General features: G+C 30.1%; 25 protein-coding genes. 11 read left to right on the top strand and 14 right to left on the bottom strand.

All coding sequences use genetic code 11. From position 1 onward, the window contains the following. The first annotated feature begins 245 nt into the window (after nt 1-245). The 4 genes from ACTF45_RS08240 to ACTF45_RS08225 all read left to right on the top strand — a co-directional run bounded on the left by ACTF45_RS08240 (nt 246) and on the right by ACTF45_RS08225 (nt 2,035). Nucleotides 246-710 carry a cupin domain-containing protein gene (locus ACTF45_RS08240; protein ID WP_011131997.1) on the top strand — a complete coding sequence of 155 codons (465 nt, stop codon included), beginning with the start codon at nt 246-248 and terminating at the stop codon, nt 708-710. 21 nt (nt 711-731) lie between these two features. Further along, entirely contained in the window at nt 732-1,118 is a 387-nt protein-coding gene (locus ACTF45_RS08235) for a phosphoenolpyruvate carboxykinase (protein WP_348660152.1), read from the top strand. A gap of 73 nt (nt 1,119-1,191) precedes the next feature. Next, entirely contained in the window at nt 1,192-1,479 is a 288-nt protein-coding gene (locus tag ACTF45_RS08230; RefSeq protein WP_036930928.1) for a hypothetical protein, read from the top strand. Nucleotides 1,480-1,633: 154 nt separating this feature from the next. Continuing rightward, complete coding sequence (locus ACTF45_RS08225; RefSeq protein ID WP_011132000.1) at nt 1,634-2,035, top strand: winged helix DNA-binding protein; 402 nt, start codon at nt 1,634-1,636, stop codon at nt 2,033-2,035. A 1,132-nt stretch (nt 2,036-3,167) separates the two neighbouring features. On the opposite strand, the gene ACTF45_RS08220 is transcribed toward ACTF45_RS08225, so the two are convergent. Further along, nucleotides 3,168-3,350 (bottom strand): hypothetical protein, encoded by a 183-nt coding sequence (locus ACTF45_RS08220; RefSeq protein WP_036930926.1) that lies wholly within the window; start codon nt 3,348-3,350, stop codon nt 3,168-3,170. A 159-nt stretch (nt 3,351-3,509) separates the two neighbouring features. Between ACTF45_RS08220 and ACTF45_RS08215 the strand changes: the two genes are divergently transcribed. Continuing rightward, the gene (locus tag ACTF45_RS08215) at nt 3,510-3,830 is read left to right on the top strand and encodes a DUF3303 domain-containing protein (RefSeq protein ID WP_011132001.1); all 321 of its coding nucleotides are present in this window, start codon (nt 3,510-3,512) and stop codon (nt 3,828-3,830) included. 51 nt (nt 3,831-3,881) lie between these two features. On the opposite strand, the gene ACTF45_RS08210 is transcribed toward ACTF45_RS08215, so the two are convergent. Continuing rightward, on the bottom strand, nt 3,882-4,259 hold the full coding sequence (locus ACTF45_RS08210) for a DsrE family protein (protein ID WP_011132002.1): 378 nt from the start codon (nt 4,257-4,259) through the stop codon (nt 3,882-3,884). 177 nt (nt 4,260-4,436) lie between these two features. Between ACTF45_RS08210 and ACTF45_RS08205 the strand changes: the two genes are divergently transcribed. The 3 genes from ACTF45_RS08205 to ACTF45_RS08195 all read left to right on the top strand — a co-directional run bounded on the left by ACTF45_RS08205 (nt 4,437) and on the right by ACTF45_RS08195 (nt 5,571). After that, nucleotides 4,437-4,841: a cupredoxin domain-containing protein gene (locus ACTF45_RS08205; RefSeq protein ID WP_011132003.1), complete on the top strand. Its 405-nt coding sequence runs from the start codon at nt 4,437-4,439 to the stop codon at nt 4,839-4,841. Between the two features lie 4 nt (nt 4,842-4,845). Then, nucleotides 4,846-4,995, top strand: a complete 150-nt coding sequence (locus ACTF45_RS08200) for a hypothetical protein (protein ID WP_157859384.1) — start codon at nt 4,846-4,848, stop codon at nt 4,993-4,995. 186 nt (nt 4,996-5,181) lie between these two features. After that, nucleotides 5,182-5,571: a putative quinol monooxygenase gene (locus tag ACTF45_RS08195; protein ID WP_011132004.1), complete on the top strand. Its 390-nt coding sequence runs from the start codon at nt 5,182-5,184 to the stop codon at nt 5,569-5,571. Nucleotides 5,572-5,596: 25 nt separating this feature from the next. Here the strand turns inward: ACTF45_RS08195 and ACTF45_RS08190 are convergent, their stop codons facing one another. From ACTF45_RS08190 to ACTF45_RS08165, 6 genes are all read right to left on the bottom strand, one after another. Next, entirely contained in the window at nt 5,597-5,905 is a 309-nt protein-coding gene (locus ACTF45_RS08190; RefSeq protein WP_011132005.1) for a DUF3303 domain-containing protein, read from the bottom strand. Between the two features lie 443 nt (nt 5,906-6,348). Further along, the gene (locus ACTF45_RS08185; RefSeq protein WP_157859385.1) at nt 6,349-6,486 is read right to left on the bottom strand and encodes a hypothetical protein; all 138 of its coding nucleotides are present in this window, start codon (nt 6,484-6,486) and stop codon (nt 6,349-6,351) included. Nucleotides 6,487-6,801: 315 nt separating this feature from the next. Next, nucleotides 6,802-6,945, bottom strand: a complete 144-nt coding sequence (locus tag ACTF45_RS08180; protein ID WP_288347277.1) for a hypothetical protein — start codon at nt 6,943-6,945, stop codon at nt 6,802-6,804. A 69-nt stretch (nt 6,946-7,014) separates the two neighbouring features. Further along, nucleotides 7,015-7,200, bottom strand: coding sequence for a hypothetical protein (locus ACTF45_RS08175; RefSeq protein ID WP_288347275.1), 186 nt, complete (start codon nt 7,198-7,200; stop codon nt 7,015-7,017). 27 nt (nt 7,201-7,227) lie between these two features. Then, nucleotides 7,228-7,365: a hypothetical protein gene (locus ACTF45_RS08170; RefSeq protein WP_173027949.1), complete on the bottom strand. Its 138-nt coding sequence runs from the start codon at nt 7,363-7,365 to the stop codon at nt 7,228-7,230. Nucleotides 7,366-7,606: 241 nt separating this feature from the next. Further along, on the bottom strand, nt 7,607-7,741 hold the full coding sequence (locus ACTF45_RS08165; protein ID WP_288347273.1) for a hypothetical protein: 135 nt from the start codon (nt 7,739-7,741) through the stop codon (nt 7,607-7,609). A gap of 414 nt (nt 7,742-8,155) precedes the next feature. Between ACTF45_RS08165 and ACTF45_RS08160 the strand changes: the two genes are divergently transcribed. Both ACTF45_RS08160 and ACTF45_RS08155 read left to right on the top strand, forming a co-directional pair. After that, the gene (locus ACTF45_RS08160; RefSeq protein WP_288347272.1) at nt 8,156-8,584 is read left to right on the top strand and encodes a cupin domain-containing protein; all 429 of its coding nucleotides are present in this window, start codon (nt 8,156-8,158) and stop codon (nt 8,582-8,584) included. 28 nt (nt 8,585-8,612) lie between these two features. Further along, the gene (locus ACTF45_RS08155; RefSeq protein ID WP_438949762.1) at nt 8,613-8,996 is read left to right on the top strand and encodes a DUF3804 family protein; all 384 of its coding nucleotides are present in this window, start codon (nt 8,613-8,615) and stop codon (nt 8,994-8,996) included. Between the two features lie 75 nt (nt 8,997-9,071). Here the strand turns inward: ACTF45_RS08155 and ACTF45_RS08150 are convergent, their stop codons facing one another. The 6 genes from ACTF45_RS08150 to ACTF45_RS08125 form a co-directional block, all read right to left on the bottom strand. Beyond that, nucleotides 9,072-9,332 (bottom strand): hypothetical protein, encoded by a 261-nt coding sequence (locus ACTF45_RS08150; RefSeq protein ID WP_011133049.1) that lies wholly within the window; start codon nt 9,330-9,332, stop codon nt 9,072-9,074. Continuing rightward, complete coding sequence (locus ACTF45_RS08145; RefSeq protein WP_438949761.1) at nt 9,333-9,632, bottom strand: DUF3721 domain-containing protein; 300 nt, start codon at nt 9,630-9,632, stop codon at nt 9,333-9,335. Nucleotides 9,633-9,684: 52 nt separating this feature from the next. After that, nucleotides 9,685-10,203, bottom strand: a complete 519-nt coding sequence (locus tag ACTF45_RS08140; RefSeq protein WP_438949760.1) for a DUF411 domain-containing protein — start codon at nt 10,201-10,203, stop codon at nt 9,685-9,687. A 61-nt stretch (nt 10,204-10,264) separates the two neighbouring features. After that, a complete protein-coding gene (locus tag ACTF45_RS08135) occupies nt 10,265-10,717 on the bottom strand; it encodes a MauE/DoxX family redox-associated membrane protein (RefSeq protein WP_438949759.1) in 453 nt (150 codons plus the stop codon). A 4-nt stretch (nt 10,718-10,721) separates the two neighbouring features. Continuing rightward, nucleotides 10,722-10,964 (bottom strand): hypothetical protein, encoded by a 243-nt coding sequence (locus tag ACTF45_RS08130; RefSeq protein WP_025980634.1) that lies wholly within the window; start codon nt 10,962-10,964, stop codon nt 10,722-10,724. A 42-nt stretch (nt 10,965-11,006) separates the two neighbouring features. After that, nucleotides 11,007-11,147 (bottom strand): hypothetical protein, encoded by a 141-nt coding sequence (locus tag ACTF45_RS08125; RefSeq protein ID WP_157859397.1) that lies wholly within the window; start codon nt 11,145-11,147, stop codon nt 11,007-11,009. A gap of 501 nt (nt 11,148-11,648) precedes the next feature. Between ACTF45_RS08125 and ACTF45_RS08120 the strand changes: the two genes are divergently transcribed. Continuing rightward, nucleotides 11,649-11,819 (top strand): hypothetical protein, encoded by a 171-nt coding sequence (locus tag ACTF45_RS08120; protein WP_438949758.1) that lies wholly within the window; start codon nt 11,649-11,651, stop codon nt 11,817-11,819. Nucleotides 11,820-12,295: the final 476 nt, after the last annotated feature.

The raw sequence follows: 12,295 nt of genomic DNA, 5'->3' as shown, positions 1-12,295 counted from the left end.
CTTCCTTCTATGCGGCCTATCTCAGAGAAACTTTATAAGAAATTAGTTAAAGCTTCCAAAAAATGAATAGATTACTTCTTTACTTTTCAGCTCTATATTTTGGAGCAAATATCGGAAAAACTATTGCAAGTGATAGTTTTACATATTATTTAATGATTTCTAATTAATCTTTTTTTTTTCTTGGAAATTTTTAAGCATTTCTTTTTGACTATAAAATATTGAAGTAATCTTAAAAAACTCTCAAAGTGCATTTAGATAAAAGTAGTTCTGAAATCATAAATAAATTTAAATTATCTCCTCACCCTGAGGGAGGATGGTTTAGAGAAATCATACGAAGTAAAAATCATGTAACCAGAAATGATGGTCAAAAAAGAAATAATATTACTAGCATTTACTATCTACTTTGTAAAAGTGAGAGAAGTAAATGGCATCGAGTAAATTCTTCCGATGAGATATGGATTTATCTTCAAGGGGCACCCCTTAATTTATATTTTCTCGATGATAATAAAGAATTAAGAAATATTAGATTAGATTTAAATAATCCTATTGAAATGATCCCCTCTGGATATTGGCAGGCTGCTAGCAGTACAGGAGAATTTACACTCACAAGTTGTTGTGTTGGCCCAGGGTTTGATTTTAATGATTTTCAAATGCTAAGAAATATAGATCCTTCTCTAAGACCAGCCAAGGCTATTAAAGAACTAATTTAATTTTTAAAATTTTTTTATAATATGATTGAAATGAATCATGATCTTATTAATACAATCGGCATAAAGCAGATAGCAAGAGAAGAAGCCCATCTTTACCAGGTGAGTGATGTTCAAGGATTAATTGATACTCTTGATAAGGATATTTCTGAATGGTCTGATTTTGATTGTTGGGAAAATATACGAGTTCAGCAATGGATTTTTGAGAGAGCTATGGATATTTATAAAGGTAAGAAAATTGATATTAAATGTAATTGTTGTGAATACAATTACATAAGTCAAAGAGACTTAGTAAAAAGTTCAAATAAAAAATGTTACGGGATAAAAAGTGCTTATATGATCGAAAAGGTTTTCCATGAAATTACATTAGCTGAAGCTAGAAGAGAAAGTGATGGTACATATTCAGCATAGAGTTGTTAAAAATTTACCTTTCTAAGATTAATAAGTGAAACTAAGCTATTAGTTCATAGACTTTATGAAGATTATGGATAATTTTGATGATGATCTTTCTTTAAAACAAAAAGAATTTGTAGAGCCTATAGATAAAGCTACAAATAAAGATTTATTTGAAAAAAAAGATGAATTTAAAGAGGCAACTCCAAAAGTTCTTCATCTTAATTCACTTATTACAAAAAATATTTATCTTTTTACAAAAGATCCAAACTATAAATTGTTTGCCTGGCTAATGGTTCAGCTATTTATATTTTCATTATTTGTTTTGGTGGCGACATTAATGAAAAATAATCTTGTCCCCTATATTAATTCTCTTTAAAGATTTAGACTGAGTTATATTTCTTATTTTTTTTATTCATTAATTATTATTTTGAATTGGTGATATAATCAAATCATTCCACTTATGGATCTATAATCACATATAGTCACTTTTAATATTAGAATTGAATAATATATATAGGTATGAAAAAGATATGACCCAAGCAAAATTGGAGGGTTTATTAAAGATAGATAACGAATCATATAACCTTTTACGAGTCCTCACAATGTTCATGAAGTTAGATAATTCTCAGGACGTTCCTCTTCAGGCAATGGCAGTATTTTGGTACGTAGCAACCTATCAAAATTGTACTAAGAAGGATATTGAAAAATACTTCGATATGAGTAAAGCTAGTGCTTCAAGGATGACGGACTATATAAGTCGATATCATAGGCTAGGTAAGGCAGGCTTAGGTCTAGTTTCTAAAGAACAAGATCCAAAAGATAAAAGAAGAACACTTTTGAAACTTACAAGGAAAGGTAAAGATCTAATTGAAAAGTCTTTTAATACTCTCTATGAGGATATGAAAAGTTTTGAAGCTGAATTTGAAGAATAAATACTTGCAGCTCTTTTGATTCCTTAGCTATTGGAAACTTTTAAAACATTTAAACTTGCTCTGAAACACAAATAACAGGTTATCCTTTTTCTTAATAGAAAATAACAACTTAGTAGTTACTCCATAGACTTTCTTAGAAGTTAGAATTTAATAATTCATTAATTCATTATCACCAGCAAAAACAGCAATTGAGGAATATAGAGAAAAGTTAGAAAAGATTTACCAACAATTAAATGAAGAAGAAGATCCCCTTTTAAAAAAATGGTATTAATCACTTATTCCTAAGGCGATATTATTATTTCCTGTAGTTGCTTTTGGTCTTACATTTTTAAAAGTAAATACTGATAAATCAATATTAGATTTACTCTCTTTTGCTGCAGTTGGTAGTTTATTAGTTTTTGGAGGTATTTTTTTGAATTATTTCTTATCTAAACGAAGATAATTGAAGCATTTAGTCAAATAAAAATCTTAAATATTAAAAAATTGATTTAGCTCTATTAGCTCTGCGGATTGTTTTTTTTAAAATATGATTTTTTATGGAAAGGTCAGAAATCGCATAGAGAGTTAAAAAGAAAACTGCTTTTGCAAAAATTGAAATTTGCATAATAAAAATAAACTTATTTATATAGAACCAAATCGCTAAATATAAGCAAGTCCTTAAAGACCTCAAAATCGTCAAGGAATAATTAATTAACAGTCCAATAAGAATAAAGAGGTAATTTACTTTTCTCCGATAATCTTTTTATTTGTAGATTATCTATATTAGAAATTATTAACAAAATTATTTTTAGTAATTAATACTCTAGATATTTAATACCTTCCCCAAGTAATGTAATAATATCAGAAACTCCTCACACACTAATTTCTGATAATCAGGCACCCTTATCTCTAAATTAGGGTGTTTTTTATTGACATAAAAACATAAAGTCATAACTGGCACATGTGACAATTAAATTACTTTTCTCATCCCCTTCCGGTTTAGGAGAATGTATGGCATATTAAAAAGGTGTGTAGGAGAGGTTTTACTGAAACAGTGGAAACAAGGAAACACTTGATTTAGTTAAACCAAGGAAAGACCTCTATTAGGGGTCTTTTTTTTTATGCTTCAAAATAGATTGAATATTAAATTATTTTATTGGTGAAAATTATTAGAGGAGCCAATGGTTAAATTCTGAGTTGAAATCTTATAGAACTTCTCATGTACTGAATCACTAAATTCCTTTTCATTTGAATAATTCATTAGGTCCAGCGGTTCAATATTTTCGTCGAACCATTCGTCATATTCAATATTATTAGGTTCAGCAAAATAAGTCATATTTAATTATTAGCTATCAAAAAATATGTAAACGGTACATGCTATACAAAATTAAAGATTAATTAATAGAAAGGAAATTGAAAAATCTAAATTCAGAGACAAATTAAGTGCTTCCTTAATTATTGGTTTTAAATTAGTAATTACACAACTATTTTTTATATGGCTCATTATCATGTTCATGGATTAATTCCTGATGGAATCTCTCAATCTGAAGGTTACAAAATGTTTGAGCAATATATTGCTTCCGGTTCACCAATGGATAACTTTGAAGGATTTGAATTAATAAGTAGACTTCATGCCCCTGAAACCGGAGAAGTCTTTGTGACTTTCAAAGCTGATAATCACTTAGCAATATCTGAACATTTCGGAGTATGGAGAGCAAAATTTGGCCTCGAATGGAATATCACTGCTGTTTTAAATGATGAAGAAGTCATTCAAAGAAATAAGCAGGTTGCAGATGCTGTTGCTGCGATGGGATAATTTAATTGATTGACAGTCGATCTATATTAGAGGGTTATAACCCTCTTTTTTTTAATAGCAAAGAACACTATCAGCTTTAATTGATTCTTCAATTAGTAAATCAGGCATAGCAAACTCTGCTTTATATCCATTTAGAAGCTTCTCATCGTAACCTCTAGATTTGGCTGACATTCCTGAGACATATATGGTAACTTTTGAATTTTTTAAATTTTCAAGATGTTCGTATAAATCTCCAGTACCTTGACCAACTATTTCTCCAGCTTGTTTGCAATTTAATATGTCTACTCCGTCTCCTGCCAGAAAAAGAGTTACTTTATGATCGTTTTTTTCTGCAGTAAGTGCAACAAGTAAACCTAAAGTTATTTTATTTTGGGATTCTAAACCGCTATAAATATGCACTAGCACTGTATTGTCGGTAATGATAGACATTTAAATCTCCCTAGAATTCAGTTATTTAATCTTAAAAAATTCTATCTTTATTAGCTGCATTTTTTATGAAACCCTTACCACTGGCAAAGCTAATTATTAGTAATTGAGATTCAATCTGAATTGAAGGGCAATTAGCTTCTTTTTTTCTTAATATTGAATTAAAAAGTATTCAAATTTATGAGATCTCTTTTATTCTTACCTTTACTTTTTGGTTTCTCAGGACCAGCTATTGCAGATTCAGAAGTATTTAAAATAGATGTATCAGCAGAGAGTTATCGAAACTATATTCTTAGTGGAACTGATAGGAATGGATCTGTAAGTGGGGAAGATCCTACCGTTACACTGAATAAAGGAGACACAATTATTTTTGATGTTGATGCATCTCGTCATCCGTTCTATATAAAGACTGAATTTTCTCGTGGAGGTGGTGATCAGGTAATCACAGGGACAATTTCTGGAACTCCTGGAACGCAAAATGGAAAACTATCATGGAATACCACGGGCGTATCAGCAGGTAAATACTTTTATGTTTGTTCTCCGCATGCATCTTTTGGAATGGGCGGGACAATTATTGTTGAATAAATAAATGAAACGCTTACTACTTACTCCTATATTTAAATGTTTTAAAAAGAGTGCTTTTTTCTCATCACTTAATCAGAATACTTGTCCTGTTTATGATGCTGAAGAAATAAAAAAACAAGAACAAAAAGAAGCTATTAATAAGTTATATCCATAAAAAAAGGGCGTTAAGAACGCCCTTTTTAAAAGCTAGATCATCCCCATCACCCAGCCTTTATAAAATCATAGCACTACATATGGTGTTTGACTGTAATATTTCTTGCTTTAGGTGGGGTTGTTTATTTCTATTTTATTTGCCATGATAGAAATCCCCATCACCTAGACTCGCAAGGGTCTTTTTTTTATGCCTAGTTTTGGATCAGACACTCCATTTATGCTTCTTGCAAAATTAAAGATTAAGGAAGATAAAGTTGCCGAATATTTAGAAATTGCTGATAAGACAGATAAGGCTGTTGAAGCAGACGAACCAGGAATGCTTCATCATACTTTTGATCAAGATCCAGACGATCCACTTTGTTTTGTATGGTCAGAAGTTTATAAAAACGATGATGCTTTACTTGCACATTTAGCTAATCCAGCAGTAGGTGAATATCTTGAAGCTCATGCTGAGTTAGGGACTGATTTTTCTGTTGAATTTTACGGGACTGTTGGAGATAAAGTGATTGAAGCTATGAAAGGAACTGGGGTTCCTTTTAAAGTCTTCAAAACACAATTCGGTTATAGCAGGTTTTAAGGTTAGTGAAATAGCTAATTATTTATTACGCCGCTGTTTCTATCTGATCTGTAACTGCAACGAACTCTTCATCAGTAAGAACAGGTGTGACTTCTATTTCATTTCCAAAGCCAGCACTCCAAGGCTGACACCACTGCCAAATTTTTGAATGGTCAGAAGCTTGAACTATTGCCCAACCATTAGCTCCCTGAGGATTTAAAACTCTATTTAAAACTTTGAATCCTTCGAAACTGTCATAGGGAGATCCCTCTTTTACATAATCAGTAAATGTTTTGGTTGCTTTCATTGAAGCTTCCATTGATGGGAACTGCCATTGAACTATGTATGTTTGCATAAAGTTTTTATTGATTAGTTAACTAATTATGAACAAAATTTTTTAAAAGTAAATTGAAAGTTAAATAACGAATACCAAAATACAGACAGCTATGTTTAACAGCAAGCTTAAAGTTTGAGAATTAAATTTCATCTCTAATTTGCATGACTAAAGGATCAAAAAGAATCTTAGTCCTAGTGGCAACCACAAACATAGAAGAAGCATTAGTAATAAAGAAATAGCATGGACATTTGGAATGTACCGCTCTTTAAAAATTTGTGTCTTCATAATCTATCTGGCTTTCCTAAGTTTGATTTCTCTTCTGACAAGTAAACCTAAAACTACAACACACATATTCATTAGAAAAACATCTAATGGCATTAAATAAAAAAAGTATCTACTTAATTAATAGCAAGAAAATTGGTATATGAATCAAGAAAGAATCACTAAAATACTTAGACTACTTATTCAGATTCTTTATGAAGTCTCTGAAAGAAACCTTCTCTTCTCCAATAATCTTCATATATAAGGTTTCTTTTTTGATAATCTAATGCGTTCATATTCTTGTCGAGTATGGCAAAAGGAGAATTAGTAAATTTCATAGTAAATCCTAAAATAATTGTTTATTAAATATCTATTAGATATGAGATCTTTTATCTCGAATAACTAGATCCTCTATAAGTAAGCTTTATTGCCTTCTCTTCTTGGCTCTTGCAATATACAAATGACTTGCCATTAAAATACATGTTTACCATTATGCAGCTCCTGAACTTGCTCAAGTCCCCGTCCTTTGGCTTGAGTCGTACTGCGGTCTATCTAGTGGTAGATCGGACGATTTGGTAGCTGTAGCTACACTTTATTTATAGAGTATTTGTACTCAATTGTCAATATATTTAGTTAAATTCAATATTCGGAGATTAAGCAGATTCGGTTAATTTGTTCTTCATATCTTCAATTTCATTAATTAATTCATCTAACCATTTTGTATTATTTTCTGATCTTTCTTTTAAATATGAAATTTTAGGTTGATTCATTTCATGTGTCTCGAAATCTCCGCTCATAAAATTTTTCCTTTTCTAAATTTTTTATGTGATTAGTGAATTAATCAGCATCAATAATTAAATAAATAATTAGATAGAAATCCTGTCGATCATCAATACATCTTGGGTTTGGATTGTATCTCTCTTACTTTCATCCTCAGAGTCTTTATAAGAATCGATTTCAGCTTGAACTCTTCTCTTATAAACTCCTTTGATGTAATCCAGTTCTCTTCTTTCTTTATTTAAAATTGAGAATGGTGAGGTTTTTAAGTTCATTAATAGCTCCTTTAAAATAATTTTTGATCAACACCAGTTTTTATCAGATTCAATAAAAATATCTATAGTTTGCTGATTTCTGGTTTCTTCCTCTAAAAGTTCTTCTTCTGATCTTTTTTGAATCTCAGAGTCATAAACTTCTTTTTTTGTTGGTGTGGTAGACATTTTTTCATGACAACTACACATATGTTCTAACTAAATAGATAAGTCATACGATTAATAAAGATGTTCGGTTTGAGGTACTCCAATATACGGATAGAGGATCAACAATTAAATTTCAAAATGGTTAAAATAGTCTAGGTTCCTAAACAGATAAAATATAAATATTTAATATTTACTAGGTATCTTTATAAATATTAATTCGCAGGTTTAATTTTCATTCGGCTTAAATTTTATCAATATTTTTTCATTCGTAACCAATATTGTTTTTAGAGTTTGTTATGTAAATAATCAAATTTAAAACAAAATTTGGAGGTAAATCTAAAGGTTTTAAAAGTAGTAAAACCATTCCTTGAGTTACGTTAAAACCTTTATTTTCCAATTAGCTAGGAAGTTGGTGTGTAGGTGGTGCATGAAATTTTCTCTTTTTTCTTTTTGATCTCTTGTAAATAACAAAAAGACCTAATCCTAATAAAGGAAATAATAAACCCTCTAAAAAAAAGGGAAAGTTAATCATAATCGTTACCCCTATGTAACCGTTATGGAATTATTTAGCCCAAAGTAACACTTTAATTATTATCGGTCGATCACTTGGGTCTTATGACCCAATTTTATGAGAACTTTTCCCTTTAAGAATCATCAATAAGGGCAAAGCAGTGGTTTTGGATGCAAATTTGTTTTATCCCAGAGATGATTAACATTCGATTAAAAAAACTTAAAAAGTTAAATCTGGTACTGACAAATATTTAAAAAATAAATATTATGAGTCTAAATATTTTTCTAGAAATTTAAATTCATGATCAAGAATTTATTCATAGCATTTGCGTTTGCATTGATGCTTATAAACCCAAGCATCTCAATAGCGGCAGAATCTCCGGTTGATGTAAAAGAAGTCTTTGTAGGTTCTGAGACTATGGATGGAGATGCTCTTAAATATCCAAGAGGAAAAGCCGAAATAAGATTACAAAGAGTTGAGTTAGCGGAAGGAGGAACAGTACCTCTTCATTCTCACCCTATTCCATTATTAGGAAATGTTGAACAAGGTACAATTGTCGTTAAACGAGAAGGTATGGACGATATTACTTACAAAGAAGGCGATTCTTTTATAGTCGGTCCTAAGACACCAAAACATACAATGGGCAATGCCAAAACAGATACTGCAGTAGTTTGGTTCGCAGCAATAGGTGCAAAAGATGTGCCAATTCTTATTCCTGCTGAAGGATAATTTTAACTAAAAATAGTTATTTTTTATTATGTCAAATACTAAAGCTATAGAAGATTTAATTAATGGTTATGCAACCAGTGAAGATTCTTCTTTTCTAATACCAAACGTAACTGAGGATTTTTTGGCTGTAAGACCGAGTGGAAATCCAATCTCTGCAAAGGGATTAGTGGGAATGTTTGATAGTAAAGATTTAGTCGCAGAATCATCAGAACTAATCAAAACCCATAAGATTGAAATTTGCGGTGAGATAGCTTATGCAGTTTTTACTTTAAATGAAATCTTCAGTTATAAAGGGAATCAAAATAAAGATCTTTCAACTTATACTTGCATTTTTAAAAATGTAAATGGTAATTGGAAGTATTCTTGGATGCAAAGATCACAAGGAACTACTGATATGAAAACTTGGGAATAAATGAAAAGATTCCTAATCCCACAACTAGCTGCTCAAGCATTGCCTATGCATGGTTGTGGGTTCTTTAGGTTAAAGCTAAGAATTTTTTTGTAATAATCTAATGCCAGATATTACAGAGATTATGGATGCAATACCAAGAAATATCGAATAAAAAGGCTGCAAATTAATAATGCCAAAATTACCTGTATGCCATTTGATCAACCAAAAAGCATCTACTCCTAATGGTTGAAGAAAACTATAGATAGTCCCAGATATAAGAGTAATTAATAAAGGTATTGAAGAAATTGCAGCTACTTTTCTGTGTATTTTTCTTTTATTTGATTTCAAATTTTTCATTTATTTTCTTTTTATTTTGACTATTGATAGCCATAATATTCCAAAGCTTGAAGATAAAATAAAAATCCATGCCAAGCTACTAGCTAAATTATTTCCTATACTTGATCCCTTTTTATTAAGGAACTTATGTAATTCTTTTTCGTTTTTGCATGGCATCCATTTATCTTGGTTTTTATGTATTCCTTCGCAACCAAGTTCTAAAGATCTGTTTCTAGCATCCTCCTCAGAAAGAAATGTACCCCTCATATGTGCATTCGAATAACTACTTAAATTTAGAGATAAGAGAAATAAAAAAATCAAAAATTTAAAATTTCTAAGAACAATATGCATTATTTCAAATTTAGTATATGTATTAAGGAGAGATTTCATCAAATTTTTTTATTTTGCCATTTTTGCTAAATGAAATTACATTGTATTCCTCATAATCATGAGAATGCGAGTCGTGAGAATTTATTTCCATTCCAGGCGAACCAAGAGGCATTCCAGGAACTGCTATACCAGAGATACTTGGTTTTTCTTTAAAAAGTTTGGTGATTGATTCAATCGGCACATGTCCTTCAATTGCGTAGTTTCCTATTTTTGCAGAGTGGCAGGACCTTAAATTATTGGGAATTTTATATTGGTTTTTAATTCCCGAAACATCTTCAAGAATGTTATCAACAACTTCTAATCCATTTTGGCGTAAATGATTTACCCATTTCTTACAACAACCGCATGATGCTGATCTATAAGAAACGACTTTAGGTATATCTATATTATCTTGAGTTTTAGCACTACTCTTTTCGGCATTAACTATATTTACTATGAGAAATCCAGAAAATAAAAGAGTCTTTAGTAAATTCTTCTTAAAGAATGATTTCTTAAATGCCATCTCAGTAAGGAATTCTTATTTTCAAAACTATTAATAAGATAAATGAAATTTTATAAAATTGTTATTTAATCAAAATCAAAGCACTCATAATTGCCATTAAAAGATTTTCAATAAAACTAATGATTCCTAAAGGAATTTTTGTATATCCTCCAACGCATGCACAATTTAATTTTAATTTATCTAAATAAACAGCTTTAAATACTGATGCCATTCCAAAAATTCCTAGTATTAAAGCAATTAAAATAATTGAAGAGGGTGGTGCAGAAAGTAAAAAACATAAGCCAATTAATAATTCGCAAAAAGGATAGATATAAATCCAATTTTTAAATCGAGAAGTAATTAAATCATATTTTTTATAACTCAAACCAAAAGCTTCAATATCCATAAGCTTCAGCATCGCTAAAAGACATATTGATATGCCCATAAAAACTTGGAAGCTTTTAATCAAAGTAATAGTTATAAGAAATGAAGTACCAAATACTGCAACCAATGGTGTAAAAGACTTTAATTGCATTTTTTTAACTTTTAAGAACAGAGTCACAAATACTAGATGGATTTGCTTGCTTAACTATTCTTAGCTTTTTGATAAGAGTGTCTCGATCTATTTGATGTTTTAAATATTTAATACAAAGATTCTTTTCCCTATTTAAATAAGCTTCTGTTCTTAAACTACTAGCAATAGAGAATAAATTAATAGCAATAATCGCTAATAAAATGCTCATTGGGTATTTTTTGATAAAAGAAAGAACTTTATTTTTCATTATTTATACCTTTTATTTTAATCTAAATAGCATAGCAATATTTTAAATTTCGCAACCGCGATATGAAGGGTTCTCTTCACACTTAAGTTTCCAATAAATTACTTTAATATTTGCTCCATTATCTATATCGTTAATAGTCCTAAAGTATTTAGGAATGATTGTATAAGGAACTCTTTTATTCATGATTTCCTCTTACTTACTACACCTATGTTCTAACTACCAACGCATATCATTTATGAGTATCACAATGTACGGTTTAAGGAAGAATAAAGTACGGGTAGAGGACCAAATTTTGAGACTGTTATTTAATTACCAGTCCTAGGATTAATACATGGTTGTCATGAGGCAGTTGCAGGCATACAACTGAAGCCAACCATAAATTATTTGAGATAAAGTCGAGAGAGAGATATCAATCAGTAAATAGATGTTTGACTGTCGATATAAATTTAGAGGGATAAAACCATCTTTTTTTATGGGATATTATGATCTACCAGAAGAAGGATTAGAAGCAAATTTATATAGAGTTAGGGTTGACTCTATTTGAAAACTACTTTTAAAGATTTTTTAAATATATCTTAAATCCAAACTTGTTTTTTGAATGTTAGTTTATTTCAACGTTCATCCAATTTATTTGGACGCATGACATGAGAATAGGGAACGGGATTCTCATTAACTGCAAAGGTCATGAATAACCTCGTACTCATTAGAGAAAAAATCAAAAGAGCGGAAAGGCTAAACGAAGCCCAAATCTTGGCAACTAAAAATGGAGAAGTAACTCCATATAGACGATCAGTCTTTGAAGAAAGAATCAGGCAAGCACAAAAAGAAATGAGATCGCAAGATACCAAAAAATAAATTCTAGGGAATTACAATTAATTAGAGAAAAATCTAATGTAAGTTGCCCTCATCGGGCAATGGCTATTAAGCACTAAAAATAATTAGATAAAGTACCTAGTTTTTTTTATTTATTTAAAGGTTATTCTTTTGAGCAAATAACAGGATAAAAAAAATGATGAGACTTGCTATCGTTTTCTTGCCAATAGTTTTTGCAGTTATATGGGTGCTGTTTATTGGGTTAAAAGTAAATAAAACAGATGAAAATAAAAAATTAATTAATTATTAATAGATTGACAGTCGATCTAAAATAAGGTGCAATTAGCTCTTTTTTTTTGAAAAAACTAATATACCTTTTTCTCATATTGATATGTTTTACCACTGGTAATTCATACTCATGGGAAAAAGTCCTTGTTCCAGACTCTGTAGATAAAAAAACAAAATCTCCTTGGAATTTTTCTGAAGACTTTGAAAATCAAGAAGAAGGAAAATTAAAA

The organism is Prochlorococcus sp., from assembly GCF_965655815.1.
Classification (GTDB): Bacteria; Cyanobacteriota; Cyanobacteriia; order PCC-6307; family Cyanobiaceae; genus Prochlorococcus_A; species Prochlorococcus_A pastoris.
Note: the sequence above shows the minus strand (reverse complement) of the source record. Positions and strands in the feature narration are given on the sequence as shown.

Excerpts from the sequence above, each read along its gene's own strand:
- ACTF45_RS08235 (WP_348660152.1), top strand. The coding sequence starts at position 732 with ATGATTGAAATGAATCATGATCTTATTAATACAATCGGCATAAAGCAG.
- ACTF45_RS08200 (WP_157859384.1), top strand. The coding sequence starts at position 4,846 with ATGAAACGCTTACTACTTACTCCTATATTTAAATGTTTTAAAAAGAGT.
- ACTF45_RS08170 (WP_173027949.1), bottom strand. The coding sequence starts at position 7,365 with ATGTCTACCACACCAACAAAAAAAGAAGTTTATGACTCTGAGATTCAA.
- ACTF45_RS08180 (WP_288347277.1), bottom strand. The coding sequence starts at position 6,945 with ATGAGCGGAGATTTCGAGACACATGAAATGAATCAACCTAAAATTTCA.
- ACTF45_RS08125 (WP_157859397.1), bottom strand. The coding sequence starts at position 11,147 with ATGAATAAAAGAGTTCCTTATACAATCATTCCTAAATACTTTAGGACT.
- ACTF45_RS08160 (WP_288347272.1), top strand. The coding sequence starts at position 8,156 with ATGATCAAGAATTTATTCATAGCATTTGCGTTTGCATTGATGCTTATA.
- ACTF45_RS08185 (WP_157859385.1), bottom strand. The coding sequence starts at position 6,486 with ATGAAATTTACTAATTCTCCTTTTGCCATACTCGACAAGAATATGAAC.
- ACTF45_RS08120 (WP_438949758.1), top strand. The coding sequence starts at position 11,649 with ATGAATAACCTCGTACTCATTAGAGAAAAAATCAAAAGAGCGGAAAGG.
- ACTF45_RS08155 (WP_438949762.1), top strand. The coding sequence starts at position 8,613 with ATGTCAAATACTAAAGCTATAGAAGATTTAATTAATGGTTATGCAACC.
- ACTF45_RS08220 (WP_036930926.1), bottom strand. The coding sequence starts at position 3,350 with ATGACTTATTTTGCTGAACCTAATAATATTGAATATGACGAATGGTTC.
- ACTF45_RS08150 (WP_011133049.1), bottom strand. The coding sequence starts at position 9,332 with ATGAAAAATTTGAAATCAAATAAAAGAAAAATACACAGAAAAGTAGCT.
- ACTF45_RS08230 (WP_036930928.1), top strand. The coding sequence starts at position 1,192 with ATGGATAATTTTGATGATGATCTTTCTTTAAAACAAAAAGAATTTGTA.
- ACTF45_RS08205 (WP_011132003.1), top strand. The coding sequence starts at position 4,437 with ATGAGATCTCTTTTATTCTTACCTTTACTTTTTGGTTTCTCAGGACCA.
- ACTF45_RS08130 (WP_025980634.1), bottom strand. The coding sequence starts at position 10,964 with ATGAAAAATAAAGTTCTTTCTTTTATCAAAAAATACCCAATGAGCATT.
- ACTF45_RS08140 (WP_438949760.1), bottom strand. The coding sequence starts at position 10,203 with ATGGCATTTAAGAAATCATTCTTTAAGAAGAATTTACTAAAGACTCTT.
- ACTF45_RS08175 (WP_288347275.1), bottom strand. The coding sequence starts at position 7,200 with ATGAACTTAAAAACCTCACCATTCTCAATTTTAAATAAAGAAAGAAGA.
- ACTF45_RS08225 (WP_011132000.1), top strand. The coding sequence starts at position 1,634 with ATGACCCAAGCAAAATTGGAGGGTTTATTAAAGATAGATAACGAATCA.
- ACTF45_RS08215 (WP_011132001.1), top strand. The coding sequence starts at position 3,510 with ATGGCTCATTATCATGTTCATGGATTAATTCCTGATGGAATCTCTCAA.
- ACTF45_RS08195 (WP_011132004.1), top strand. The coding sequence starts at position 5,182 with ATGCCTAGTTTTGGATCAGACACTCCATTTATGCTTCTTGCAAAATTA.
- ACTF45_RS08135 (WP_438949759.1), bottom strand. The coding sequence starts at position 10,717 with ATGCAATTAAAGTCTTTTACACCATTGGTTGCAGTATTTGGTACTTCA.
- ACTF45_RS08190 (WP_011132005.1), bottom strand. The coding sequence starts at position 5,905 with ATGCAAACATACATAGTTCAATGGCAGTTCCCATCAATGGAAGCTTCA.
- ACTF45_RS08210 (WP_011132002.1), bottom strand. The coding sequence starts at position 4,259 with ATGTCTATCATTACCGACAATACAGTGCTAGTGCATATTTATAGCGGT.